The sequence below is a fragment of the Micromonospora maris AB-18-032 genome (genome assembly GCF_000204155.1).
Lineage (GTDB): Bacteria > Actinomycetota > Actinomycetes > Mycobacteriales > Micromonosporaceae > Micromonospora > Micromonospora gifhornensis.
Map to the genome: position 1 here is coordinate 219,766 of NC_015434.1, position 22,347 is coordinate 242,112.

The window sequence follows — 22,347 nt, forward strand, 5'->3', positions numbered from 1 at the left end:
CGGATCGACCGAGGCCCGGTCGAGGTGGTTCGCCGCCCGGGTCAGCACGGCTGGTCCTGGTGGGCGGAGCCGCCGCTGATCAGCCAGCGACCGTCGGGGTAGCGGGTGGCGACGGCGGTGGCGAGGTGCCGCGTGCCGCGGGTGCCGGGCACCACCTTCTTGTCGGCGACGTAGACCAGCCGGTAGCCGGTGGCGTCGAGGCAGTCCTGTATCTCCACGGTGGGTGGCTTGCCGTCCAGGTCGACGGAGATCACCGTGGGGTCGGAGCGCAGCGTGCCGGTGCTGACCGCCCCGTTGGCGCGGGCCTTTATCAGGCCCACCCGGACCCGGGTGAGCAGCGGGTCGGCGAGAAACCGGGTCAGCTCCGGGTGCTGCGGGTCGCTGCGCCGGCTCGCCGACCGGGAGGCGGTCAGATATCCGGCGTACGCCTTCAGGGCCGCCTGCTCGGCGGCCTTCTCCTCGGCGATCCGTTCGTTGCCGACCGGCCGACTCCGGTCCGTCGCGGTGGTGCCGGCTGTCGTCGGCGGGTTGCCGCAGGCGGTGGTCGTGCCGACCGTGGCCACTGCGACCAGACCGGCCGTCCAGCGACTCAGCTGCCGTGCTCGCACCCTCGTGCCCTCCTCGGTACCGACCCGGCGACCGGCGTCGCCGCCGTTTTCGGGCGTGCGGCAGCGCGACCGGATGGTCCTCTGCGGGCCGGTCCAATACGCAGTCGCATTTGCCCTAACGGATCTTCTACAAATGCACTGTCCTGGGTGGTTATGGCCGTCGGACGTGGGTTGCGTCACATCCAAGGGGCGAGCATAAGCTGACGCCGGCCGATGCAACAGAGGCAATTCATGTGACTACTCTGAGTCATGAACGGTGGTGGTGCTCGATGGTTACCGGAGGGTTGCCGAGGCCTGCCGAGGTCGTGTCGACGCCGGATCGGTGGGGTCCGCGCCCTGATGGGATCCACCGTCGGGTGGGTGGCACCGAGGCGGGTGCCGGTGGGGTGGGAAATGGCTTGTGGCCCGATCCGTCCCCTGCTTTCGCTGCCCAAGGAGTTCGCCAATTGCGTTCCATGGGAATTCCATCTACGTGCGCCGCGTATTTCGGCCGAGTCTCCGCCGACCACCAGGGTTCCGTTTCGCAACGATCGGATCACCAGCGGATCCGAGCAGGCAGATTACGTACCGTATTCACCTTGCCGGGGAGGTCGGCGTGAGCCAGCCGGCAACCACCGAGTCGGCGCGGCCCGACGACATCCCACCCACCCCCGCCCGCCGCCGGCCGATGGCCGTGCTGGCGCTCACCCCGCTGCTGCGGTACGCCGTCGCCCGGCACGCCGTGCCCACGGGGACCGACCGCCGCAGCGGATGCGACGCCTGCGGCACCCCGATCGGCCTCGACCGGCCCTGGCCGGCGCTCGGCCCCACCGCCCGATGCGGCACCTGCCGGGCCCGGATCGGCGCGCCGCCGTTCACCGTCGAACTGGTCACCGTCGTAGCCCTCGCCATGCTGCTGCTGGCCGGCCCGCCCGCAGGTGAACTGGTCGCCGCCGCCTGGTGGCTGATCTTCGCGGTACCGCTGGTCTTCGTCGACCTCGCCGTGCACCGGCTGCCCGACCGGCTCACCCTCCCGGCCGCCGCCGGCACCTGGCTGCTGCTCGGACTGACCGCCCTCGTCGACGCCGGGCCGGCACCCTGGCTGCGCGCCACCGCCGCCGCGCTCGGCCTGGCCGGCTTCTTCGCCACCACCACGCTGCTGTTCGGCGCCCGAGGCTTCGGCATCGGCGACGCCAAACTCGCCCTGGGCGCGGGTGCGCTGCTCGGCTGGTACGGCTGGGCGACCCCGGTGCTGGGGCTGCTGCTCGCGGTGATGCTGTCCGGCCTGGTGGCCCTCGGGCTGCTGGTCACCCGACGGGCCCGCTGGTCGTCCCACCTGCCGTTCGGGCCGTACCTGGTGCTCGGCACCCTGGGGGCGCTGCTGCTGGTGTGGTGAGCGGGCCGGCGGGGAACTGTTGATGCTCCCCGTTCGCACCGCGTCAGGAGGCGTAGTTGCAGCGCACAGCCGAACGCTCGTCCGCACCCGACGAGCGCTGGCGGATCCGGCGTACCCACGACGACCTGGACCGGCTCGGCGAGACCGAGTCGGTGTTCGCGTTGAGCAACGGCTGGCTGGGCTGGCGCGGCACCCTCGACGAGGGCCGGCCGTGCGACATGCCGGGCAGCTACCTCAACGGCCTTCACGAGCGGCGCAAGCTGAACTACCCCGAGGACGGTCACGGCTTCCCACAGCTGTCCGACACGGTGATCAGCGCACCGAACGCCACCCTCGTCCGGCTCTGGGTCGACGGCGAACCACTTGACGTACGCACCGGGACGCTGCACCACCACGAGCAGGTCCTCGACCTGCGCGCAGGGGCGCTGGAACGGCTCACCGAGTGGACCTCGCCCGGCGGGCACACGGTGCGGATACGCAGCACCCGACTGGTGTCGCTGCCGCGCCGCCGCGTCGGTGCCGTCGAGTGGACGGTGGAAGCCCTGCACGGGCCGGTCGAGCTGAGGATCTGCGCAGACCTGCTGGCCAACGAGCGGGTGGAGGACCGCGCCGACGACCCACGAGCCGCCGCCGTCATCGACGATCCGCTTGTCGGCGAGGTGCAGCAGCTCGACGGCAGCGCCGGGGCGCTGGTGCACCGCACCGGGCACAGCGACCAGCGGGTCGCCGCCGCCGTCGCACACCACCCGACGGCACCGGACCACGTCACCAGCAGCGCGGACGCGACCGAGGACCGGATCCGGTTCAGCCTCGCCGGTGTCCTGCAGCCCGGTGAGCGGGTCACGCTTGCCAAGTTCGCGGCGTACGAGTGGCAGCCGGTCGACGGTGCGTCGCCGGACGACCTCGCCGACCAGGTGATGACCGACGCGCTTGCCGCCCGGGCCGACGGCTTCGCCGCGCTGCGCGCCGAACAACGCGCGGCCCTGGACGCCGCCTGGCGTACGGCCGACGTGCTCCTCGACGGTGACGACAAGTTGCAGCTGGCGATCCGCTTCGCGATGTTCCACCTGATCCAGGCGGGACGCCCCGACGGCGACCGGACCATCCCCGCCAAGGGGCTTACCGGCAACGGCTACGACGGACACGTGCTCTGGGACACCGAAGGCTACGTCCTGCCGGTGCTCACCTACGTCGCGCCGGAGGTGGCCCGATCGGCGTTGCGCTGGCGGCACGCGCACCTGCCGCAGGCCCTCGAACGCGCGGCGGAACTGCGGCTGACCGGGGCGACCTTCCCGTGGCGCACCATCGGGGGACAGGAGTGTTCCGGCTACTGGCCCGCCGGTACGGCCGGGTTGCACGTCAACGCCGACATCGCCGACGCGGTGCTGCGCTACGTCGCGGCCACCGGCGACGACGACTTCCTCGCCGGCCCCGGACTGGAACTGCTGGTGGCCACCGCCCGGCTGTGGGCCGGCTTCGGGCACTACACCGACGACGGCCGCTGCCACATCGTCGGGGTCACCGGCCCGGACGAGTATTCGGCGCTTGTCGACGACAACCTGTTCACCAACCTTATGGCCCGGCGGAACCTGCGCGGTGCCGCCGACGCGGTACAGCGCCACCCGGAGGCGGCGACCCGGTTGGGCGTCGACCCGGCGGAGGTGACCGCCTGGCGGGCCGCGGCCGACGCGATGACCGTGCCGTACGACGCCAAACGCGGGGTGCACCAGCAGTCCGCCGGCTTCACCGAACAGCCCGAGTGGGACTTCGCCGGCACCAGCGAGGACGACTACCCGCTCCTGCTGCACTTCCCCTACCTGGAGCTGTACCGACACCAGGTGGTCAAACAGGCCGACCTGGTGCTGGCCATGCAACGGTTTCCCGGCGAGTTCAGCGCCGAGGAGAAGGCCGCCAACTTCGCCTACTACCAGGCCCGGACCGTCCGCGACTCGTCACTGTCGGCCAGCCCGCAGGGCGTGCTCGCCGCCGAACTGGGCCACCTCGATCTGGCGTACGACCTGTTCACCGAGTCGGTGTTGCAGGATCTGGAGGATCTCGGCGACAAGACCGGCGACGGCCTGCACCTGGCGTCGCTGGGCGGCGCCTGGCTGGCCCTGGTGCAGGGCTTCGGCGGGATGCGCGACGACCGCGAACTGCTCACCTTCGACCCCCGGCTGCCCGACCGGATCGAGCGGCTGGCGTTCAGCCTGTGCTGGCACGGCCAGCGGCTGCTGGTCACCCTCACCGCCGACCAGGCCCGCTACGAACTGCCCGACGCTCCCACCGGCACCACCGTCGAGCTGTGGCACCACGGCGAGCGGCTGCGGGTGAGCGCCGGCGAACCGGTGACGCGGCCGATGCCGCCGGTGCCCGACTTCGGCCCCGAACCGCCCTCCCCGGACGGCCGCCGCCCCAAGGGGCGGTAAGGAAGGGCACCTTATTAACGCCTCCGGTAGAGGAAGGGCACCTTATTAACAAACCGTCAGTCGACGGGCATCCGCCGCTGCTCGCCGAGGAGTGAACCGCCCGCCATCCGTTCCCGTACGGCGGTCAGCTCCTCGAAGGCGTACGCCCAGTTGTGGCACTTGAAGCTGCGCAGGCCCTCGATCGGGGTGCGGCAGTCGGCGCAGCGGACACCGGCGATGGCGTCGGGGAGCCCGGTGTTGACGTAGCGGCGCTCGCCGAGAATCACCGTCGCGATCATCGTCGGGTCGTGCACGCCCTTGAGCGCCGAGGAGACGATGTCGTACCAGGTGATCCGGCGATCGCACTTCGGGCAGTCCGGTTGGTCGCCGCTGACCCACAGCGGAGCGCCGATGGTGCGCGGTGGCATGCCGAGGAGCTTCTCGATGCGGCGTACGTCCGTCTCGGGGGTGGTCCAGCGGTGTCGGCCCGGCAGCGAGGCGGGTGAGTCGTAGACGGCCTGGAACAGGGCGGGTTCGACCTCGACGGTCTCGCGTTCGCTTGTCACGGCGTACCTTCCGGTTGGTCGACGCTCCCACCGTGGGCACCGGCGGGCAACGGGCACAACCGGATCAACGACACGGCGCCTCGGCCGGCGTCGGCAGCGCCGACCTGCGGACGCCCAGGATGATCAGGTACCCGAGGATCCAGAACTCGCCGACGGTCGCCGGGACCACCAGCAGGTCCGCGAGCATCCCGGTGCCGGGGGCGAGGTACGCGACGAACGTGTGGAGCAGGTAGCCGACACCCCCGGCGACGAGGACCCAGCCGAGGGCGCGAGGCAGCCACCCGGACCGCAGTACGCACAGGCCCATCGGTACGAGCCAGAGGCCGAAGAAGAGTCCACCCACGGTCCACAGGTTCCCGCTGACCAGGTACAGCAGTTGGACGCTGTCGGCGGCGTCGCCGAACGGTTGGGCCGCCACCTCGGTGGCGGTCGCGAGGAGCGCGGCGCTGCCGAGGATCGCGATGGCGTTGACCATGCCGAAGGCCGCGATGCAGCCGGCAGCGACGCCGTCGACGGTGCGGAACAGCCGGTAGAACCAGACGGCGGTGCCGGTCTGGGTGAGCACCACAAGCAGTTCGAGCGCGATGGCGACGCGGGCCAGGGACTCGTTCTGCACCAGGTGGGCGAGGGTCGCCTCGGGGTCACCGGCGGCGAAGATCCGGGGCCGGATGGTCAGGAAGCCCAGTGCGCCGGCGATGGCCAGGCCGAGGTAGAGCAACCCGGTCGTACGGGCGGTGCGGATCAGCGGAGGCATGGCCGCTCCTTCAGTGTGCGGTGGCGGGGTCGCGCGGCGAGACATCCGAGCCTTACGGCGTAAGGCAACCATACGATGTAAGGTCAAGGGAAGAGGGGAGCCGGGTTGGGTGCGAGGAAAATTCGAGAGCCGCTGAGTCGAGAGCGGGCTCTGGCCGCCGCGATCGCCCTGGTGGACGCCGAAGGGCTGGCCGCGTTGACCATGCGTCGACTGGCTGCCGAAGTCGGTGTCGAGGCGATGTCCCTCTACCATCACCTGCCCGGCAAGGAAGGTCTGCTCGACGGGCTCGCCGAGGCGGTCGTCGCCGAGATCCAGGCAGCCGTCGACACCACACTTGACGACGGGCACTGGCGTGCCCGCCTGCGGCAACGGTTCCTGGCCGCCCGTACGGTGATGCTGCGTCATCCCTGGGCGCCCGCGCTGCTCGGCTCCCGCCCCACCATCCCCGTCGGCCTGTACGGCTACTACGACGGCATCATCGCCACGTTGCGCGACGGCGGCTTCTCCTACCGGATCGCCCACCGGGCACTACACGCGTTCGGCAGCCTGGCGCTCGGCTTCGCCCAGGAGGTCTTCCGGCCCGCGTCGGCGGGCGGTGAGACCGACGTCGAGGCCGCCGAGGAGGAGTTGGCCGCGATGGCGGCCCACCTGCCCCACCTGACCGCGATGGTGGCGGCCGAGGCGCACGCCGCCGACGATCCGACGCTCGGCTGGTGCGACAGCCAGGTCGAGTTCGAGTTCACTCTCGACCTGCTCTTCGACGGCCTGGAGAAGGCCCGCGACTGAGTCCGGGTCAGGCGAAGTGGTGTCCGGAACGCCAGTCCTCGGCGTTCTGCCGCCACACCGACCGGGTACGCCAGAGCAGCACGCCGCCGCCGACCCCGAACATCACCGTCACGGCGATGGCGACCACGGGCTCCAGGTAGCCGGCACCGATCCGTACGTCGCGGACGTTGCGTCGTGGATCTTCGGGGTCGTACCGCACGGTGGCGACGTCCCCGACCTGCGGTTCCGGGTTCCACCTGTAGTCGGTGACCTCCGCGACGACCTGGCGGCCCTCGGCGGTGGTGAAGGCGACAAGCACGTACGAGTTCCGGCCCTGCGCATGCACCTCGCGTACGGTCGCCTCGGTCTGCACGCCGTAGTTGTCGAGCCGATGGGTCCGGTGGAACGACCGAACCTCAAGCGGCACGATCACCGCCAGCAAGGCGACAAGCAGCACGATTCCGGTCAGCGGGTGGCGCAGCCAGTAGCCGGGCAGCCAGCGGCTGCGCAGCCTGCGCGGCTTCCGCCGATCCCGCCAACCCACACTGCAATCCTGCCCGCCCGCGACAACCGGACGCGTCAGCCGTTCTGCCGTTCGACCGCACGCCGCAGCACACCACGTACGCCGGGCAGGGTGATCGCGCGCATCGTGACGTCGTTCAGCCACACGTGGACGCGGCTCGGTGGGGCGTACTGGTGCATGCCGCGACGGGCGAGTGCCTGCCGCTTGACGACCTCCGGTCGTAGCGCGGCCCCCCAACCGGCGAGGGCGGTCGGGATGTCCTGGTCGGGCCGGTTCAGGGCGGTGCCGAGCCGGTCCGCGCCGGCCAGGGCGAGGGCGGCGCCGTGCCCGGCGAAGAGGGTGACGCACCAGGCCGCGTCGCCGAGCAATAGCACCCGGCCATCGCTCCACCTGGGCATGACCACCTGGCTGACCTGGTCGAAGTAGGCGCTGGCGGGATCGGTGGCCAGCTGCCGCAGCGCCTCGGGTATGCCCCCGCCGAGGTCGGCGAAGGCCGCCCTCAGGGCGTCGAGGGCACCCCGCGCCACCTCCCACCCCGGGTCCTCGCAGCGGTAGGTGAAGAACGCCGAGGATCTGCCGGGCCCGAGGCTGATGACTGCGGCCGTACGGCCGGGTCCGATGAAGGTTGTCGCGGACGACTCGGGCACCTCCGCCACCGGCTCGGCGAGGGGGACCGCCGCCACCACGTACGGCAGGTCGACCCGGTACTGCGCGCCGAACACGGACGTCCGGGTGGCGGAGTGCACCCCGTCGGCACCGACGAGCAGGTCGGCCTCCTCGGTGCTGCCGTCGCTGAGCGTGACCCGTACCCGGTCGGCATCCTGCTCGATCGCGGTGACGGTGGTGCCGAAGCGGAACTCGGTGTGTTCGCGGGCCGCGGCGTACAGCGCGGCTTCCAGGTCGCCCCGGAACACCGTCATGGCGTGCGGGCCGAGGGTGGCCTCGGCGAGGGCCGCCGGCACGGTGAACTTGGGCCGACCGTCCGCGCGGACCAGCACGGTGGAGAAGGAGCCCAGCGCGCGGTCGGAGAGTGCGGGCAGCAGGCCGAGTCGCTGCGCGGCGTCGTACCCCGACCCGAGCAGGTTCACCAGGTAGCCGCTGCTGCGCCGGCCCGGGGCCCGCTCCACCACCGTCGTGCGCCAGCCGTCGCGGCCGAGCCGCGCAGCCGCAGCCAGACCGGCGATCCCCGCGCCGACGATCACCGCTCGCCTCATGCGGTATCCCTTCCCAAGAATGAGCGTACGCTCAAATAGTATGAGCACTTGCTCATACGAGGCAACCGAAGCCTCCCGGCCTGCGCCTAAGATCAGAGGCATGCCGCGCGGAGTCGCCACCCCCGAACCTCGGCAGCACCTCTTCGCCGCCGTGGAGCGCGTCATCGTCGGCGAAGGGCCGAGCCGGCTCACCAGCCGGGCCGTGACCCGCGAGGCCGGCGTCGCCACCGGGCTGCTGTTCAGCCACTTCACGAACTTCGACGAGTTCCTCGTCGGCTACGCGGTCGACCGCAGCTTCCAACTCGCAAGCGCAGTGGCCGGGCTCCCGGCCCGCGCCGGCAGCGCGACGGTCACCGAGAACCTCAGCGAGATCGGCCAGGCGCTCCCGCTGGACACGCTTGTGACGATGACCCGGCTGATGGCGTACCGACCCGGCATCACCGCCGGCGTCGAAGCAGTGCTGGGCGACGGCAGCGCCGGCCTGCAACCGGTCGAACGGGCGATCTTCCGCTACCTCACCGCCGAGCAGCAGTTGGGCCGGGTGCCCGCGAGCGCCGACCCGGAGGCGCTGGCCCTGGTCGTGACCGGAGTGCTGCACCACCTGGCGTTGACCGACGGCACCGGCCCGCTGGCCGCCGGACGTCTACACCGCGCCATCGCGGCACTCACCGACGGATTCCCCACCGTCGCTCAGTGACCACGGCGCGATGACGCTCAGGGTTTGACCGCTCGCACCGGCTCCACCGGGATGCGCCACCGGAGCGGGCACACATCCGCCTTGTCCGTACCGTCTGGCGTCTGTCAATATCATCTGCCCGGGTGATCATCGCCCGGTCGGTACATGGGGGACAGATGCGCATCGGCTCGCGCTCAGCTCGACGAATCGTGGCACTGCTGACGGTGACGGCACTCGGCAGCTCCGGAGGTGCCGTAGCGGTGGTCGCACCCGTCTCGGCGGCCGGGACCACACTGCAATCCGCGCAGACCGTACGCCCACCGGCGGTGTCGTCGGACGAGTATCCGATGTATCCCAACTCGCCCAACCTCGACTACACCATCGGGATGGCGGGCACCTTCCGCTTCCTGACGTACGGCACCGACACGGTGGCCTTCGCCTGGCGGCTCGGCGACGACGGCCCCTCCGGCACCGTCCCGGCCGTCGACCGCCTGGGATACGCGTCCATCACCCCGGTTCGTGCCGGGTTGCAGACGCTGTACGTCCGGGACATGACCGCCGACGGCGCGCAGTTGACCGAGACGGCCTACGCGTTCAAGGTGGACGACGGCCCACGGCTGGTTGATCGCGGCGAGGACGGCGCGACGATGGTGGTCGGCGAGTCGCGGACGGTACGCCTGCGGCCGGGTCGACCGGACGTCGTCTCCTACACCTACAGCCTGCGCGACCGGGTGCACAAGACGTACAACACCGGCACGGTGGCCGCGCGCCCGGACGGGACCGCGGACCTCACCTGGACAGCCACCCACCACGAGATCGACAACCTCCTGGTGCACAGTGTCAGCGCCGACGGCACCGTCTCCGCCAGCCGGTACGTCTCCTATTCCGTCGACGGTGCGGCGCCTACCGTGTCGCGCATCCCCGGCGTGGGCTGGGTGGAACCGACCACCTTCACCGCCCGTACCCGCATGGCGAACCCCGTCGAGTACGTGGTCACCGTCAACTCCGACGAGAACAGCCGACAGATCCTGACGCCGGCGGCCGACGGCAGCGCCACCTTCCAACTCATGCCCTCCGTCAGGGGCACCCACTACATCAACATCTTCGCCCGCGACGCCGCCGGGGTGCAGACGAACAGCGCCATCATCCTCTGGTCGGTCTCCAACCGTCCGGTGGTCACCTCGACCGACTTCCCGTCGAACGGTGTCGGCCGGGTATGGCCCGGCACCTTCACCTTCACCGCCGGCATGCCCGGCACGACGGAGTTCCGGTACCGGATCAACGGCGCACCGTCGATCGCCGTTCCCGCCGGCCCGGACGGAACGGCGACCGTGTCCTGGACGCCGCCGACGGACGGCGCCCACGAGGTGCTCCTCTGGAGTGTGACGGCCACCGGCAGCACCTCCGACGTCACCGAACACCGCTTCCAGCTCAAACGCCGCCTGATCGCCCTCGACCACGTCACCCCGGGTTCGGTGACCACCGGCGAGGTGCACCTGCTGGAGCTGACCGGCTACGGCATGCACAAGCAGGACCTCATCGAGGTCATCCCCTCCGACGGCAAGCCGGTACCCGCGCAGGTCCACCACCTGACCGGCGGCGGCGCGATGATGCTGGTCCACGCCGACCTGACCGGCGTGGCGACCGGTCCGGCGACGGTACGGCTGACCCCGCACGACGAACTCGGTAGCTCGGTGACGTGGGCCGGCAGGTTCCAGATCGTCGCACCGCCCGCGCCCAAGGCCACCAAGCTGCCGGCGATCACCGGCACGGTCGCCGTCGGCAGCACCGTGAAGGCCAGCACCGGGACCTGGACGCCCAGCGCCACGTCGTACAAGTACCAGTGGGCGGCGAACGGCACCGCGATCAAGGGTGCCACCAGCGCATCACTCAAGATCACGGCCGCGCTGCTCGGCAAGAAGCTCACGGTCACCGTGACCGCCATCCGGACCGGTCACCCGAACGGCAAGGCCACCTCGAAGGCCACCGCCGCGGTCGCCAAGGGCAAGGCCCCCAAGGCAACGAAAAAGCCCAAGATCAGCGGTACGCCCAAGGTCGGCCGGAAGGTCAAGGCCCTGGTCGGCACCTGGTCGCCGAAGGCGGACTCCTACAAGTACGAGTGGCGGCTCAACGGAAAGCTGATCAAGGGAGCGACCGGCAAGACGCTGAAGCTGACCTCGAAGATGCGCGGCAAGAAGCTCACCGTCACGGTGATCGCCCGCAAGGCCGGCCACGCCAACGGCCAGGCCACCAGCGCAAAGGTCACCGTACGCCGCTGACCCGGCTCGTGGGCCTCGCTCATGTGCGACGAGTGAGCCGTTGTCAGATCGGCCCGAGATGTTCGGCGTCGTCGTACGCCTGCGCACGGAATGTTGGCCAGTAGGTGATATGCGGCTTCGCGCCGTCCAGCAGTTTGGTCAGAGCGTCGCCGTGGATGACCCGTACCCGCATCAATCCCTCATCAGCTCGCGCGACGTTGTCCACGACGTAGAGGTAGTAGTTCTCGGGATCCTGGCGGGCGGCCTGAAACTGTCTGTCCTCGAGCGGAACTGCGGCGCTTCGAGCCGACCCACCGAAGGCTTTCACCTCGATCTTGCGCGGCGGGCTGCTGACGTCGTAGGGAGCCTTCGTGAGATGGACGTCTTCGGGTACGCGACCGTTGCGGATTTCGAGCTGCATCACGTACTCGATCGCAATACGCTCGACCTCATTGCCGCCCATCGACCAACTCCCCACGCTCACCACACTGACGGCCGTCGCCTACCGGACATGTTCGCCCGACGGGCGCAAGATCGACAGTCCGGGAAAATCTGCTGAATGAGGGGTTGGATGATGTCGACTGAAGCCGTGCACTACGACGTGCACGACGCCAAGATTCACCTGTCGCGCATCATCGAACGGGTGGAACGGGGCGAAGAGATCATCATCGACCGGGCGGGCACTCCGGTGGCGAAGGTGGTGCCGCTTGGGCGAGGGGCCAACCGCACGGCAATCGGCTCCCTCGCCGGGCAACTGGACATCCCAAGCGACTGGGACTCGCCCCAGACCACGAGTCAGGTGCTGGCTGGGGTCAGGAATGGCGGAACCATCGAGATCACCGATCGCGGACACCCGATCGCTCGACTTGTGCCGGTAAGCGATGACAGGTCGATGCTGGCCGAGTTGGTAGAAGCAGGGCGAGTCGTCGCCCCCACCGGTGGCGGCCCTGTGCCACTTCCGCCGAAGCTCGGCGACGAGAACGTGGACGTGGCCGCCTCGCTCGCCGCCATGCGGAACGAGGAACGCTCGTGATCTACGTTGACTCCGCTGGCGAACAGCCTTCTGCGGCTCGGTCCGAGTTCACCTGGGCTGCTGGCGTGCTTCTCGGCCTGGTTGGGCTGGCGCGGTAGCGGTACTTCGCTGCCGTACTTCCGCAGGCTGTCTGGCCCAGCCGATGAACCGTCGGTGCAGCGCGCCGGCTGGTGCCCAAGGCATGTCCTCGGCGGCCTGTACGAGACAGACGCCGAGGTACAGGGCCAGTGATACCGGAGCGCCCGCGTACTCCGCGCGTAGCTCTCGCCTCCGAGTCGGGCAGGGCCAGGGCAGGTCGCAGCCGCCGCAGCTCCAGATCGGCATGACCGGGCCGTGGGTGGTCACCGCACACCGCCCAGGAAGCGGGCGACGCTCGCGCGGGCCTGCCGGCTGGTCGCCCAGTCCACCTGCCAGCACGGGTACGGGGCCAGCCTCGCCCACCACGCCCGGCAACCGGCACACATGCCGTCGAGCCCGCGGACGTGTACGGCGAGGATCGTGTGCTCCTGGTCGTCTTTCACTGCGCCTCCTCTCCCGGCCAGTGGCCACGGTTTATGGGGATGCGGTGCCGGGCGTGGCAGGGCAGATCCGCTCCGCACCGGCAGATCCGCCGCCACTTCTGCCAGGACCAGATCGGCCGATGCCGCCGCGCGAACGTCAACGCTGTGGCGGAGAGGTACTCGTCGTACGAGACGCGTTGGCCTCTGGGAGCCGACCGGCCGGTTGAATCGGCCACGTTTCGGCTCACGGGAGTTCCCCCGACCCAGGCCTGTGGTGTCGATCGGTCGGCATGTCCCACGTCGGCCTGGGGTTGCCGTGGGAGCGCAGGCGCGCGGCCTGGTCGAGCAGCCGTCGCTGGGCCGCCGCCTGTTCGACGTCTTGGTACCGCTGTCCGGTCCCCGGCGGCGGTGGTAGCTCGGGCTGTCGCAGTAGCCGCCGGATCAGCAGGTACAGGTTCGGTCGGAGCGTCACGATCCCGCCTCCTCGCCCTGTGTCGGCAGGGCGGACCCGACGGAGGTTGCTGAGTCGCGGCGAGTGCCTGCCCACGCCAGCACCAGCGCGTTGTCGGCATCGAAGAACATGTCCGAGACGATTCCGCCGGACCAGGCGTGGCGGCCATGTCGGCTGGTCATGTCACGGTGACATGGGTGGCCTCGACCTGCCCGGGCAACATCCCTAGGCTCCAGATCGAGCACCATGAGTAGTCGTCCGACGACGCTTGGAGCCGCTGTGTCGCTCGATCATCTACGGATTCCCGAAGACCTCTGGTCGCACCAGGACATACGCGCGGCTCTTGCTGCCCGTGATATCGGTGCCCTGTTCCGGCTGTTTACTCGGCACACTGGCGCGAGTCAGACCCGCATCGGGGCCGCCGTCGGCTTGGAGCAGGGCTACGTCAGTCGGATCATCGCCGGCCGGAAGGTGACCTCCATCGACGTGCTGGAGCGCATCGCCGACGGCTGCGCCATGTCCGACGAGGCACGGATGACGCTCGGCCTCGCGCCTCGCGAGCGGTCATATCGCGCGGACATGGCCGACCACCGGAACATCCGCCACAGTGATCTACCGGCCAACCGCTCCTGGCACGAGGACGTCCGCGCTGCCGCGCAGTTATGGGAAGGCGACGTGAACCGTCGAGAACTGCTCCGCCAAACCGTATTCAGCTCCGCCGCGTACACCCTGCCCGCCCTGCGTTGGTTCACCGCAACCAGCACCCAACCCGTCACACAAGACGGTCGCCGAACGGTCGGTCAGCCCGACATCGACACCATCCGCGAGATGACCGCCACCTACCGGCGACTCGACAACCAGCACGGCGGCGGCCACGCCCGCGCCAACGTCACCCGCTATCTCCACCACGAGGTCACACCCCTGGTGACCGAAGGCCGATACGATCCGGCAACCGGCCGCAAGCTGCTCGCCGCCGTCGCCGAGCTGACGCAACTCGCCGGCTGGCAGGCGTACGACATGGCCGAACACGGCCTCGCCCAGCGCTACCTCACTCATGCCCTCGACCTGGCCCGAAACGCCGACGACGCCGGCCTGGGTGCCGAGATCCTCGCCGCGATGAGCCACCAAGCCACCTACCTCGGCCACACCGCCACCGCCGTCGACCTTGCCCGCGCCGCCCGACAGACCGCACACTGCGCCGGAATCACCGTGCTGACCGCCGAAGCGCTGGTCATGGAAGCCCACGCCCACGCCGCCGCCCGCGACGAACATGCCTGCGCCACCGCACTACACCAGGCAGAACAAGCCCTCGACCGAGCCGACCGCACCGGCGACCCGCAGTGGCTCGGCTACTTCGACGAGGCATACCTGTCCGCCAAGTTCGGCCACTGCTTCAACGCCCTCGGCCAACACTCCCAAGCCGAACGCTTCGCCGCCCGCTCCCTGCACATGGACGAACGCTACGTACGCGGCAAAGCCTTCAACCTCGCACTCCTGGCCACCATTCAAGCTCGCCACGGCGAACCCGACCGCGCCAGCATCATCGGCGGCCAAGCCCTCACCCTGACCACGCAACTGAAGTCCGCCCGCGCCGTCCGCTACATACGTGACCTACAAACGGACCTCATGCCACACCGCCGCCGACCAGCCGTACGACACTTCATCACCCGCATCGACGCCACCCTCGGCCAACGTCGCTGACTACAACTCGCCCCGGGCCTCACGCGCGACCAGCTCCAACACGGCGATCACCGTACCGGCACCCACGATCTCGCCCTGGGAGACGAGCTGCCGTGCCTCCTCCAACGGAATCCAGGCGACCTGCTCGGCCTCGTTGACATCCACCGGAGCACCGATGTGCTCAGCGCTCCTGGCAAGGAACAGCAGGTTCTCCGCGTCCGCGGTCGCCACCCACGGCTGAAACGCCAACAACGGCTCCACCGCACCCGGACGCCACCCGGTCTCCTCCTCAACCTCCCGGACCGCACACACCGTCGGATCTTCGCCCTCATCGACGTAACCGCCCGGCAACTCCCACACCCACCTGTCGAACACGAACCGGTGCCGCCGCATCAGCAACAGCCGCCCCTGACCGTCAAGCACCGCCACCATCGCCGACCGAGGCGCCCGAATCACGTACTGCTCAAACCGCACCCCATCCGGCAACTCCACATCGGCGATGCTCAACCGCGCCCGCCGACTACCGTCCACCACCCGCTCACCATGAATCGTCCACCGCGTCGACCCGACGTCCTGTCCCTCCACCATCCGGCAAGTATCCGACCAACGGCTTGGAACCGCTGCCGCACGGCACTCCGCCGACTAGGTTCCGTGCGTGACGACCTCCGGGCACTCAGCGGACACCGCCACAGTTGTTGACGGTGGCGGTGTTCCTGTCTCTGGCGGCTCAGGTGGTCGGGGCGGAGTCGTCGGTGATCGGCTGGGTCGCTGCGGCGTTGCCGGCGCTCGGCTTCCTGGCGATGGTGAAGATCGCCCTCGGTCGTGCTGATCCTGCCCCGCTTCACCGGACAGTCCCGTCCGCCCCGAGCAGCCGGTCCGGGCGGGTCGGGTCCAGGCCGGTTTCCGGCACCGGCGCCAGGGTCCCGGACTCCGCCGGGACGGTCCGCGGACCGGCTGCGGCGGTCCACGCCGGACCGACTGCGGTCCGGGACATCGCCCCCGCTGCCACTGCCACCGCTGGGCGGTCGACGGTCCCGGACAGTCGCAACAGTCACGCGGGGGTCCGGGACGGTGGGCCGGAGATCGCGGCGTTGGTCCCGGTCGCCCGGACCGCCGCCGGTGCCCTCGCGGCCCAGGGGACACCGTTGTCCCGTCAGGCCCTCGCGCGGCAGCTGCGCGCCGACGGGCATCAACTGTCCAACGCCACCACCTCGGCGCTCGTACGCGTCCTGCGTGCCGAGACCACCCCGGCTGATCAGCTTCAGCAGGTGCCGCGTGACAGAACCAGCCCAGGCTTCTGTCGGGCGACAGGGGCTGACAGCACCTGACCCGACCTGGCAAGGATGCATCCGTCGTCGGTCAAGCAGGAGCGACGGCGGTGCATGCACCAGCCATTCACTTTTCGATCAAGGAGTAGAACGTGTTCACCTCGCTCAACGCTCTCTACCTGTGCCAGCGGCACGATCACCAGTCGGCGTCGCGTGTCTTCTCACACCACCACGGGTCCGGTATGGGTGGCCGTGTGGATGCCGGTGTCGATCACCGTGTGCCCGTCGGTCTTGACACCGACCCCCCACCCCGACTCACAGCCCAGGTCAGCCCCGCTTCAGGGCTGCGGTACGACTCCAGACAGACCCTCATCCTGGGGTTCTCCCCCCTGGGGACGCGTATGCGTAAACACCTACCGGCACAGGATCCGCTGCTGCGGTTGCAGGCCAGCATCACCGCCCGCGACGACCGCCTCCTCGGCTGGCTCTACGACCACGGCGCCTTGACCACCGACTAGGTCGCCGCTGCCCTGTTCCCGTCCCTGGACTTCGCCCAACGCCGGCTCCTGCGCCTCACCAGTCTCGGGGCGGTGGACCGGTTCCGACCCCACCGACCCGACGGCGGCTCCTACCCGTACCACTACGTCCACCGCTGGCGGCGGTCGAAAGGCTTCGGTCGGCTCTCGCGAGCGAGGCTCATCGCGCGGTGGGCGTTGCGGGCGGCGGCGCACACGCCTCGCTGCCCGACGCACTGCAGGTTCCGGCAGTCGCCCCGCGAGTCGGGCTGATAAGTCGGTGGGCCGGAGGTACCACCATGCGAACCACACCGCCACGATCGCCGGTGACCCGCTACCACTCAGGTTGGCCGCTGTCCCAAGGACCTCAGGCCGATAGTCCTCGGGCGGCTACCGTCAAGACGTCGCGAGCAGCCGGATTTCGCAGCGGACGCCGTTGGCCTTGGCGAGCCGACCATCACCGGTCACGAGTGGACAGGCCAGCAACTCGGCCGCCGCGATATACGCCGCGTCGTACGCCGTAACATTGCCCCGCAACTGCCACATCCGATCAAGCAGTGTCGCGACACCAACCTCGTCGATGACCAACGAAGGCAGGGTGTCGATCGCCTCCTGTGCCCGAGCAAGGCCCAGCTTCCCACCGAGGACCTTGCCTCTGATCACCGACATGACCTCGATCAGAAGATGGCTCGGCGCGGCCCAGTGCGGATCTCCGGTCAGTTCCGCCCGTGCCGCGTCGCCGACCGGCCCGTCGTCGACCAGGGCATCGGCCAGAACCGACGCATCCACCACGATCACGCGGCGCTTCCCCACGGTCCGCGCTGCTCCCGCTGGTCATCCAACTCGGCGGCACTCTCCCCCGGCAGGGAGCGAGCACCGTCCGATCGACCGGCGAAGCGATCAAGGGCCGCCGTGTTGCGCAGCCGTCGAGCCTGGGTCTCCACCAACTCCAGCAGGTACGCCTGGAGTGACTGCCCACGCGCCTTGGCCTGGGCCGCCAGGGCGTCTCGCACCTCTTCCGGCACGTCTCGAATCTGGAGCGCAACCATGCATTCATTATGCATGCAGTCTCACTTGCTGGCCAGAAAGACTCGAACCTCGACCAACCGGTTCGCATGACGACTGCGGCACGTACCAAAAACCGCAGGTCAGAGAAGTACGTGGGCCGCCAGGGACTCGAACCCTGAACCTATGGATTGCCGGCGAACCGGCCTCCTGCGGTGTGGTTCGAGGTCATCCGGGCTGCTGACGCACTTCTCGGCCGGGTTCGGCGGGCACGGTTGCTGTACTTCGCTGCTGTACTGCTGGCGGTTGTCTGGTCCAGCCGATGAAGCGTCGGTGGAGTGCGCCGGCTGGTGCCCAGGGCATGTCTTCGGCGGCCTGGACGAGGTAGGCACCGAGGTAGAGGGCCAGCGATACGGGCGCGTCGGCGTACTCCGCGCGTAGCTCTCGCCTCCGGGTGGGGCAGGGCCAGGGCAGGTTGCAGCCGCCGCAGTTCCAGATCGGCATGACGGGGCCGTGGGTGGTCACCGCACACCGCCGAGGAAGCGGGCGACGCTCGTGCGGGCCTGCCGGCTGGTCGCCCATTCCACCTGCCAGCACGGGTACGGGGCCAGCCGTGACCACCAGGCGCGGCAGCCGGCGCACATGCCGTCGAGCCCTCGGCCGTGTACGGCGAGGATCGCGTGCTCCTGGTCGTTCTTCACTGTGCCTCCTCTCCCGGCCAGTGGCCACGGTTGATGGGGATGCGGTGTCGGGCGTGGCAGGGCAGGTCGGCTCCGCATCGGCAGATCCGCCGCCACTTCTGCCAGGACCAGACCGGCCGGTGCCGCCGGGCAAAGGTGAGGGCGGTGGCTATCAGGTACTCCTCGTACGAAACGCGCGGCACCAGATCTCCCCTCGGGTGCGGGTCGACGGCGCGGCGGCCGGGCCTGAGCTGGTCATCCGACCGCCGCACCTGCTCGTTCACCGTACCGACGTAGGACTGTAGATACAATAAGATGTAGAACTGTTGGACACGTAGCGTCACATTCGTGATCGACCCCAGCGCGGATCGGGCCGTGTTCCGGCAGCTCGCAGACCTCCTGCGGGACCGGATCACGTCTGGCGACATCGCGCCCGGTGCGTCACTGCCAAGTGAACTGCGGCTGGCTCAGGAGCACGGGCTGAGCCGTACGAGTGTGCGGCAGGCGATAGCGATACTCCGGTCGGAAGGACTCGTGATCGTAGAACCACCGCGCGGCACCTTCGTCCGAGCCATCGAGCCCACCGAGACGGTGAAACTACTCAAGGGCGACACCGCCTCCGCCCGGATGCCGACGCCTGCCGAGCGCCGTGAGTTGGAGATCGGCGAAGGCGTCCCGGTGCTCGTGATCTTCCGCGCCGACGGCTCCCGCGAGCTGTACGCCGCCGACCGCGTACGCGTGGGTCGCTAGCCCGTTCCTCGCGTGTCGGTCGCCGACCCCCGCTGGGGGGATGCGGACTCAAGTTGTTGCTTGCTGCCGCCTGGTGCCAAGCCGTGTCGATGAGCAGCTGCCGGGCCTCGCCGGCTGACGTCTCTGCCTGGCCCGCATCACGGCTCACGCTGCTTTTTTGCTGCCTCACTGCTGGATATCTCTTGGATAGCGGACCCATCCAGCCACAGGTTGCTTGGCCCATGTGCTGCCTCCATGTTCCTTGACGCGTCGCCATACGAGCAGCGAGTAGGAAAATGCATCCCGCTCACACACCGCAACAAGGTCATTCAGCTGCAGAAGGGAATTGGATTTGTCACGAGCAGCACACACGTCAACTATTCGTGCAAACCGGCGCGGCACGGGGCTTTGCTCGGCACCTGCTGGTAAGCTGCACACGTCCTGGCCATCCGTCACTGAGAGTCACCGAGCGATGACTGATAGAGCACAAGACTTTGCTGCCATCCGCAAGGCCCTTGACTTTGCCGTTTCGGCCGAAACCGATGATTCTTTAGTGTTGACTGGGGACTCACTCGGGCTTCTGGCTCACGTGCCGACTGGCTCGGTCTCCCTCATCCTAACCGACCCGCCATATCACACCACCAAAAAGGGAAACATCTACGGCGACCGCGCATTCGACGAGGATGAGCATTTCCTCGAATGGATGGAGAAATATGCCGTGGAGTGGAAACGGGTTCTCAAAACGAATGGCAGCATTTACGTCTTCTGCTCGTCGGAAATGTCTGCCCGTCTTGAGGTAATGCTGGCACGGCATTTCCGACCCCTCAACCACGTTGTGTGGACGAAGCCCAACGAGCCAGGATATGACGGCTGGAAGGGCAAGATGAAGAAAGAGAACCTTCGACGCTGGTACCCTCACTCGGAGCGGATTCTCTTTCTTGAGCATGGCGCATATGGCAGTTGGGAGGCCTACCGACGGTCTCCACTGGGCGAGTATCTGCTCGAATGCCGCAAAAAGGCCGGCATGTCGGGCCACAAGCTAACGGAGCTGACGGGCGCTTACGGAAAGGTCAACCACGGCGGGGCAGTCGCGAACTGGGAAGCAGGACGGAACATTCCCAGCCGTGAGCAGTATGCCAAAATTGTGGAAGCATTGGAGTCAACCGGCAAGGTCGACAAGATGCTGGACTACGACGACATCGTGCGGCCCATGGCCGTGAGGTCGGGCATGGAGTTTACGGACGTTTGGGACTTCATGAGTGTGCGGCCATTTAAGGGCAAGCACCCTGCGGAGAAGCCGCTTGATCTCCTCTCTCACATGATCTCCGCCTCGTCCTACCCGGGCGACATCGTGCTTGACTGCTTCGCGGGCTCAGGCTCGACAGGCGTTGCGGCCCTACGAGCCGGACGACGGGCAGTGTGTATGGAAATCGAAGAGCAGTGGTGCTCGCGCGCCGGGAAAGAACTCGCGGCAGCAGAGAAGGGCGTCGACCTCACCACGACGCGAGAGCATCACATGAAAAAGTCACCTGTCGTGTTCGACAGCCTCTTCGACTAGTCGCGCTTCATCTGCAAGTGCAACGTTTGGCTGTCTATCCATCACCGACTTCATCCATTGAAGGGTCGGCATGATCCCCGCATCCTTGGCGACTGTATTGCAGTGATGGTGACCCCAACCAAGGTTGTACGTTTTGTGCTGTAACTTACCCACACGCAGTTCCTGAATATGGAACAAGCTGACTTCGGTGGTCGTCAGGTCATAGGTAGACCGGCCCTCCGCTTGCTGCGAGCGCTTGAAAAAGTCTCCCGCAGAGATCTCCGCGAGACACAGCGGACAGGTAGCACAGTCATCGTCATTGATTATCCGAAGAGCGCGAAGCCGAGCAAGGTCTAAGAGTTTTTGCTCCTGCGCCCTTGCCAACTGCTCGCTCTTGCGTTTGCGGACATCAGCTAGTGGCATGCCTGCAGCCACTAGCTGCTCGGCACTATCCCTACAGAGCCACATGAGCGCCTCCAACTGGAGCCTGGCTTTCTGGATGGTGTCCGAGCTTGCGTACTCGTAGACCCTGATTCCCGCCCCCCGCTGTGCTGTGCTCTTGTAGCCCTCCACGACCTGCATACCATCGCTCGACACAGTAGCGTGTATTCGAGCGAGGAAGACACCACCAAGAGGATTCCTTCGCGACACTCCCGGCCTAAACGGCTTCCCATTAGGCAGGAGCCCATTTGCGGGAGCATAATTGGCCCAGTCGACCCGCCGCTGATATAGCAACAATGCGTTTACTCCCAGCTCAAGCCCTTCGGCCGCCAGTAGCTTGTCTGGCTCTTCAACTACGAAGTACCAGGACGGTTCCACCAACACTATGAAACCGTTTTCGTATGCCTCGCTACCATCATCGGGCTTCCTACAAAGGGGCCACAACTCCCGTGCAATCAGGACTGGGTTATTGCGCGTAACCCTGTTCTGATAAATCTCCCTTTGGGTAGCACCTCGGGTGTAGCCCGTCTTTGTGAGCTTCTGCTCGGCCAATGCGGGCAATCTGGGCAGCCTTGATCGCGTGCTCTTGGGCATCACTGGATGCTAGGGGACGTGATGTCCATCGCCGGCCATGTCTGACCGTTTTATGGCAATGGCGGCAATCATCCCGCCGGAAACTGTCGTAATGGCTGAGCCACGACATCATCCCGTCTGCCATCGACCCGCCCTCCTAGGGGAGCGGGCCGCCGCCCGGCCCGCCACGTCAAGCGGACCTTGACACCCGTACGGACGCTGGCGGGTCGGGCGGCGGTCTGCTCGGCTCGCCCGGGTCGATGGCAGACGGGATGGCTCCCACCGCAACCACCCACGGACCCCGACCCGCCGACGCAGCCCCGGCCATCCTGGAGCCGGAGCGCCCCCGCCGGAGGCGCAGTAGCCGCAACCTTGTGACCGCCGCCAGCTCGCCGACGCGGCCGGCGTCCGCTTCCCTACGCCGCGCGGGCTCGTGGCCGCGCGGCCCGGCCGGCTGCCGGCCCACCCACCCGGTCAACGCTGCTGTCGTGCTGCGGCGGCCCACCGGGCTACCCGCCCTCCGCGCCAGCCGCCGGGCGTGTTGCGTGGCCGGAGTCGGAGCGCCAGCGGAGCGACGGACACGCGCCCAGGCGGCGGCGCGTGCGGCCCGTTCAGGGCCGCCTTGATAGACGTACAGAAAGTCCTCCCACACCGGCTGGCAGCCGGCCATCCCGCCTCGGGCCTACGCGGTCACGACGGGTTGACGTGTCGGTACGCGGTGCTACTCTGGCCCTCGTTGAGCACGCCAGCGCGGCCTTTCCGCCGGATCGCTGGACTCGACCACTGAGACG

General features: G+C 68.4%; 22 protein-coding genes and 3 pseudogenes. 11 read left to right on the forward strand and 14 right to left on the reverse strand.

The features are described 5' to 3' along the window. Positions 1-41: 41 nt before the first annotated feature. Positions 42-608 (reverse strand): hypothetical protein, encoded by a 567-nt coding sequence (locus tag VAB18032_RS01090; RefSeq protein WP_013730913.1) that lies wholly within the window; start codon positions 606-608, stop codon positions 42-44. Between the two features lie 667 nt (positions 609-1,275). Here VAB18032_RS01090 and VAB18032_RS01095 point away from each other — a divergent pair. After that, on the forward strand, positions 1,276-1,983 hold the full coding sequence (locus tag VAB18032_RS01095; RefSeq protein WP_050814676.1) for a prepilin peptidase: 708 nt from the start codon (positions 1,276-1,278) through the stop codon (positions 1,981-1,983). Between the two features lie 56 nt (positions 1,984-2,039). Continuing rightward, positions 2,040-4,409, forward strand: coding sequence for a glycoside hydrolase family 65 protein (locus VAB18032_RS01100; protein WP_013730915.1), 2,370 nt, complete (start codon positions 2,040-2,042; stop codon positions 4,407-4,409). 56 nt (positions 4,410-4,465) lie between these two features. Here the strand turns inward: VAB18032_RS01100 and VAB18032_RS01105 are convergent, their stop codons facing one another. Then, positions 4,466-4,954: a hypothetical protein gene (locus tag VAB18032_RS01105; RefSeq protein ID WP_013730916.1), complete on the reverse strand. Its 489-nt coding sequence runs from the start codon at positions 4,952-4,954 to the stop codon at positions 4,466-4,468. Between the two features lie 64 nt (positions 4,955-5,018). Beyond that, on the reverse strand, positions 5,019-5,708 hold the full coding sequence (locus tag VAB18032_RS01110; RefSeq protein ID WP_013730917.1) for a DUF4386 domain-containing protein: 690 nt from the start codon (positions 5,706-5,708) through the stop codon (positions 5,019-5,021). Positions 5,709-5,813: 105 nt separating this feature from the next. On the opposite strand from VAB18032_RS01110, the gene VAB18032_RS01115 reads away from it, so the two are divergent. Continuing rightward, positions 5,814-6,494: a TetR/AcrR family transcriptional regulator gene (locus VAB18032_RS01115; RefSeq protein ID WP_043719289.1), complete on the forward strand. Its 681-nt coding sequence runs from the start codon at positions 5,814-5,816 to the stop codon at positions 6,492-6,494. 7 nt (positions 6,495-6,501) lie between these two features. Here VAB18032_RS01115 and VAB18032_RS01120 read toward each other — a convergent pair whose 3' ends face one another. After that, entirely contained in the window at positions 6,502-7,017 is a 516-nt protein-coding gene (locus VAB18032_RS01120) for a DUF3592 domain-containing protein (RefSeq protein WP_013730919.1), read from the reverse strand. 35 nt (positions 7,018-7,052) lie between these two features. After that, a complete protein-coding gene (locus tag VAB18032_RS01125; protein WP_043719294.1) occupies positions 7,053-8,210 on the reverse strand; it encodes an FAD-dependent oxidoreductase in 1,158 nt (385 codons plus the stop codon). A gap of 100 nt (positions 8,211-8,310) precedes the next feature. Between VAB18032_RS01125 and VAB18032_RS01130 the strand changes: the two genes are divergently transcribed. Then, positions 8,311-8,907, forward strand: coding sequence for a TetR/AcrR family transcriptional regulator (locus VAB18032_RS01130; RefSeq protein ID WP_013730921.1), 597 nt, complete (start codon positions 8,311-8,313; stop codon positions 8,905-8,907). A gap of 239 nt (positions 8,908-9,146) precedes the next feature. After that, positions 9,147-11,165 carry a hypothetical protein gene (locus tag VAB18032_RS01135; protein ID WP_013730922.1) on the forward strand — a complete coding sequence of 673 codons (2,019 nt, stop codon included), beginning with the start codon at positions 9,147-9,149 and terminating at the stop codon, positions 11,163-11,165. A gap of 43 nt (positions 11,166-11,208) precedes the next feature. Here VAB18032_RS01135 and VAB18032_RS01140 read toward each other — a convergent pair whose 3' ends face one another. Then, the gene (locus VAB18032_RS01140; protein WP_013730923.1) at positions 11,209-11,607 is read right to left on the reverse strand and encodes a protein NO VEIN domain-containing protein; all 399 of its coding nucleotides are present in this window, start codon (positions 11,605-11,607) and stop codon (positions 11,209-11,211) included. A 111-nt stretch (positions 11,608-11,718) separates the two neighbouring features. On the opposite strand from VAB18032_RS01140, the gene VAB18032_RS33125 reads away from it, so the two are divergent. Continuing rightward, positions 11,719-12,177 (forward strand): type II toxin-antitoxin system Phd/YefM family antitoxin, encoded by a 459-nt coding sequence (locus VAB18032_RS33125; protein ID WP_081476231.1) that lies wholly within the window; start codon positions 11,719-11,721, stop codon positions 12,175-12,177. Between the two features lie 48 nt (positions 12,178-12,225). Here the strand turns inward: VAB18032_RS33125 and VAB18032_RS33280 are convergent, their stop codons facing one another. The 3 genes from VAB18032_RS33280 to VAB18032_RS32005 form a co-directional block, all read right to left on the reverse strand. After that, positions 12,226-12,522 (reverse strand): hypothetical protein, encoded by a 297-nt coding sequence (locus tag VAB18032_RS33280; RefSeq protein WP_081475990.1) that lies wholly within the window; start codon positions 12,520-12,522, stop codon positions 12,226-12,228. Then, entirely contained in the window at positions 12,519-12,959 is a 441-nt protein-coding gene (locus VAB18032_RS33285; RefSeq protein WP_081475991.1) for a hypothetical protein, read from the reverse strand. Before VAB18032_RS33285 ends, VAB18032_RS33280 begins: the two co-directional genes overlap by 4 nt. A 186-nt stretch (positions 12,960-13,145) precedes the next feature. Then, the gene (locus VAB18032_RS32005) at positions 13,146-13,310 is read right to left on the reverse strand and encodes a hypothetical protein (protein ID WP_013730927.1); all 165 of its coding nucleotides are present in this window, start codon (positions 13,308-13,310) and stop codon (positions 13,146-13,148) included. A 97-nt stretch (positions 13,311-13,407) separates the two neighbouring features. Here VAB18032_RS32005 and VAB18032_RS01160 point away from each other — a divergent pair, with 97 nt between their 5' ends. Further along, the gene (locus tag VAB18032_RS01160) at positions 13,408-14,829 is read left to right on the forward strand and encodes a helix-turn-helix domain-containing protein (RefSeq protein WP_043719304.1); all 1,422 of its coding nucleotides are present in this window, start codon (positions 13,408-13,410) and stop codon (positions 14,827-14,829) included. Here VAB18032_RS01160 and VAB18032_RS01165 read toward each other — a convergent pair whose 3' ends face one another. After that, complete coding sequence (locus VAB18032_RS01165; RefSeq protein ID WP_013730929.1) at positions 14,830-15,396, reverse strand: NUDIX hydrolase; 567 nt, start codon at positions 15,394-15,396, stop codon at positions 14,830-14,832. Between the two features lie 95 nt (positions 15,397-15,491). Between VAB18032_RS01165 and VAB18032_RS01170 the strand changes: the two are divergent. Both VAB18032_RS01170 and VAB18032_RS32645 read left to right on the forward strand, forming a co-directional pair. Next, positions 15,492-16,136 (forward strand): annotated as a pseudogene (locus tag VAB18032_RS01170) (hypothetical protein); the annotation flags it as partial. 341 nt (positions 16,137-16,477) lie between these two features. Next, positions 16,478-16,723: pseudogene (locus VAB18032_RS32645) on the forward strand (replication-relaxation family protein); the annotation flags it as partial. 264 nt (positions 16,724-16,987) lie between these two features. Here VAB18032_RS32645 and VAB18032_RS01175 read toward each other — a convergent pair. The 3 genes and pseudogenes from VAB18032_RS01175 to VAB18032_RS33290 form a co-directional block, all read right to left on the reverse strand. After that, entirely contained in the window at positions 16,988-17,404 is a 417-nt protein-coding gene (locus VAB18032_RS01175) for a type II toxin-antitoxin system VapC family toxin (protein WP_013730932.1), read from the reverse strand. Then, entirely contained in the window at positions 17,386-17,640 is a 255-nt protein-coding gene (locus tag VAB18032_RS01180; protein ID WP_013730933.1) for a FitA-like ribbon-helix-helix domain-containing protein, read from the reverse strand. The genes VAB18032_RS01175 and VAB18032_RS01180 overlap by 19 nt, the downstream gene beginning before the upstream one ends. Positions 17,641-18,117: 477 nt before the next feature. Then, a pseudogene (locus VAB18032_RS33290) lies at positions 18,118-18,423 on the reverse strand (hypothetical protein); the annotation flags it as partial. Between the two features lie 228 nt (positions 18,424-18,651). Between VAB18032_RS33290 and VAB18032_RS33130 the strand changes: the two are divergent. Together VAB18032_RS33130 and VAB18032_RS01200 are read left to right on the forward strand one after the other, a co-directional pair. Beyond that, positions 18,652-19,026: a GntR family transcriptional regulator gene (locus tag VAB18032_RS33130; RefSeq protein WP_269764247.1), complete on the forward strand. Its 375-nt coding sequence runs from the start codon at positions 18,652-18,654 to the stop codon at positions 19,024-19,026. A 451-nt stretch (positions 19,027-19,477) separates the two neighbouring features. Continuing rightward, entirely contained in the window at positions 19,478-20,563 is a 1,086-nt protein-coding gene (locus VAB18032_RS01200) for a DNA-methyltransferase (RefSeq protein ID WP_081475995.1), read from the forward strand. On the opposite strand, the gene VAB18032_RS30340 is transcribed toward VAB18032_RS01200, so the two are convergent. Beyond that, positions 20,531-21,577, reverse strand: a complete 1,047-nt coding sequence (locus VAB18032_RS30340) for a BstXI family restriction endonuclease (protein WP_013730938.1) — start codon at positions 21,575-21,577, stop codon at positions 20,531-20,533. The genes VAB18032_RS01200 and VAB18032_RS30340 overlap by 33 nt on opposite strands. Between the last annotated feature and the right edge of the window lie 770 nt (positions 21,578-22,347).

What these genes read in the sequence shown, in the direction of transcription:
- VAB18032_RS30340 (WP_013730938.1), bottom strand. Translation starts at nt 21,577, where the DNA reads ATGCCCAAGAGCACGCGATCAAGGCTGCCCAGATTGCCCGCATTGGCC.
- VAB18032_RS01200 (WP_081475995.1), top strand. Translation starts at nt 19,478, where the DNA reads ATGACTGATAGAGCACAAGACTTTGCTGCCATCCGCAAGGCCCTTGAC.
- VAB18032_RS32005 (WP_013730927.1), bottom strand. Translation starts at nt 13,310, where the DNA reads ATGACCAGCCGACATGGCCGCCACGCCTGGTCCGGCGGAATCGTCTCG.
- VAB18032_RS01140 (WP_013730923.1), bottom strand. Translation starts at nt 11,607, where the DNA reads ATGGGCGGCAATGAGGTCGAGCGTATTGCGATCGAGTACGTGATGCAG.
- VAB18032_RS01125 (WP_043719294.1), bottom strand. Translation starts at nt 8,210, where the DNA reads ATGAGGCGAGCGGTGATCGTCGGCGCGGGGATCGCCGGTCTGGCTGCG.
- VAB18032_RS01130 (WP_013730921.1), top strand. Translation starts at nt 8,311, where the DNA reads ATGCCGCGCGGAGTCGCCACCCCCGAACCTCGGCAGCACCTCTTCGCC.
- VAB18032_RS01165 (WP_013730929.1), bottom strand. Translation starts at nt 15,396, where the DNA reads ATGGTGGAGGGACAGGACGTCGGGTCGACGCGGTGGACGATTCATGGT.
- VAB18032_RS01180 (WP_013730933.1), bottom strand. Translation starts at nt 17,640, where the DNA reads ATGGTTGCGCTCCAGATTCGAGACGTGCCGGAAGAGGTGCGAGACGCC.
- VAB18032_RS01095 (WP_050814676.1), top strand. Translation starts at nt 1,276, where the DNA reads ATGGCCGTGCTGGCGCTCACCCCGCTGCTGCGGTACGCCGTCGCCCGG.
- VAB18032_RS01110 (WP_013730917.1), bottom strand. Translation starts at nt 5,708, where the DNA reads ATGCCTCCGCTGATCCGCACCGCCCGTACGACCGGGTTGCTCTACCTC.
- VAB18032_RS33125 (WP_081476231.1), top strand. Translation starts at nt 11,719, where the DNA reads ATGTCGACTGAAGCCGTGCACTACGACGTGCACGACGCCAAGATTCAC.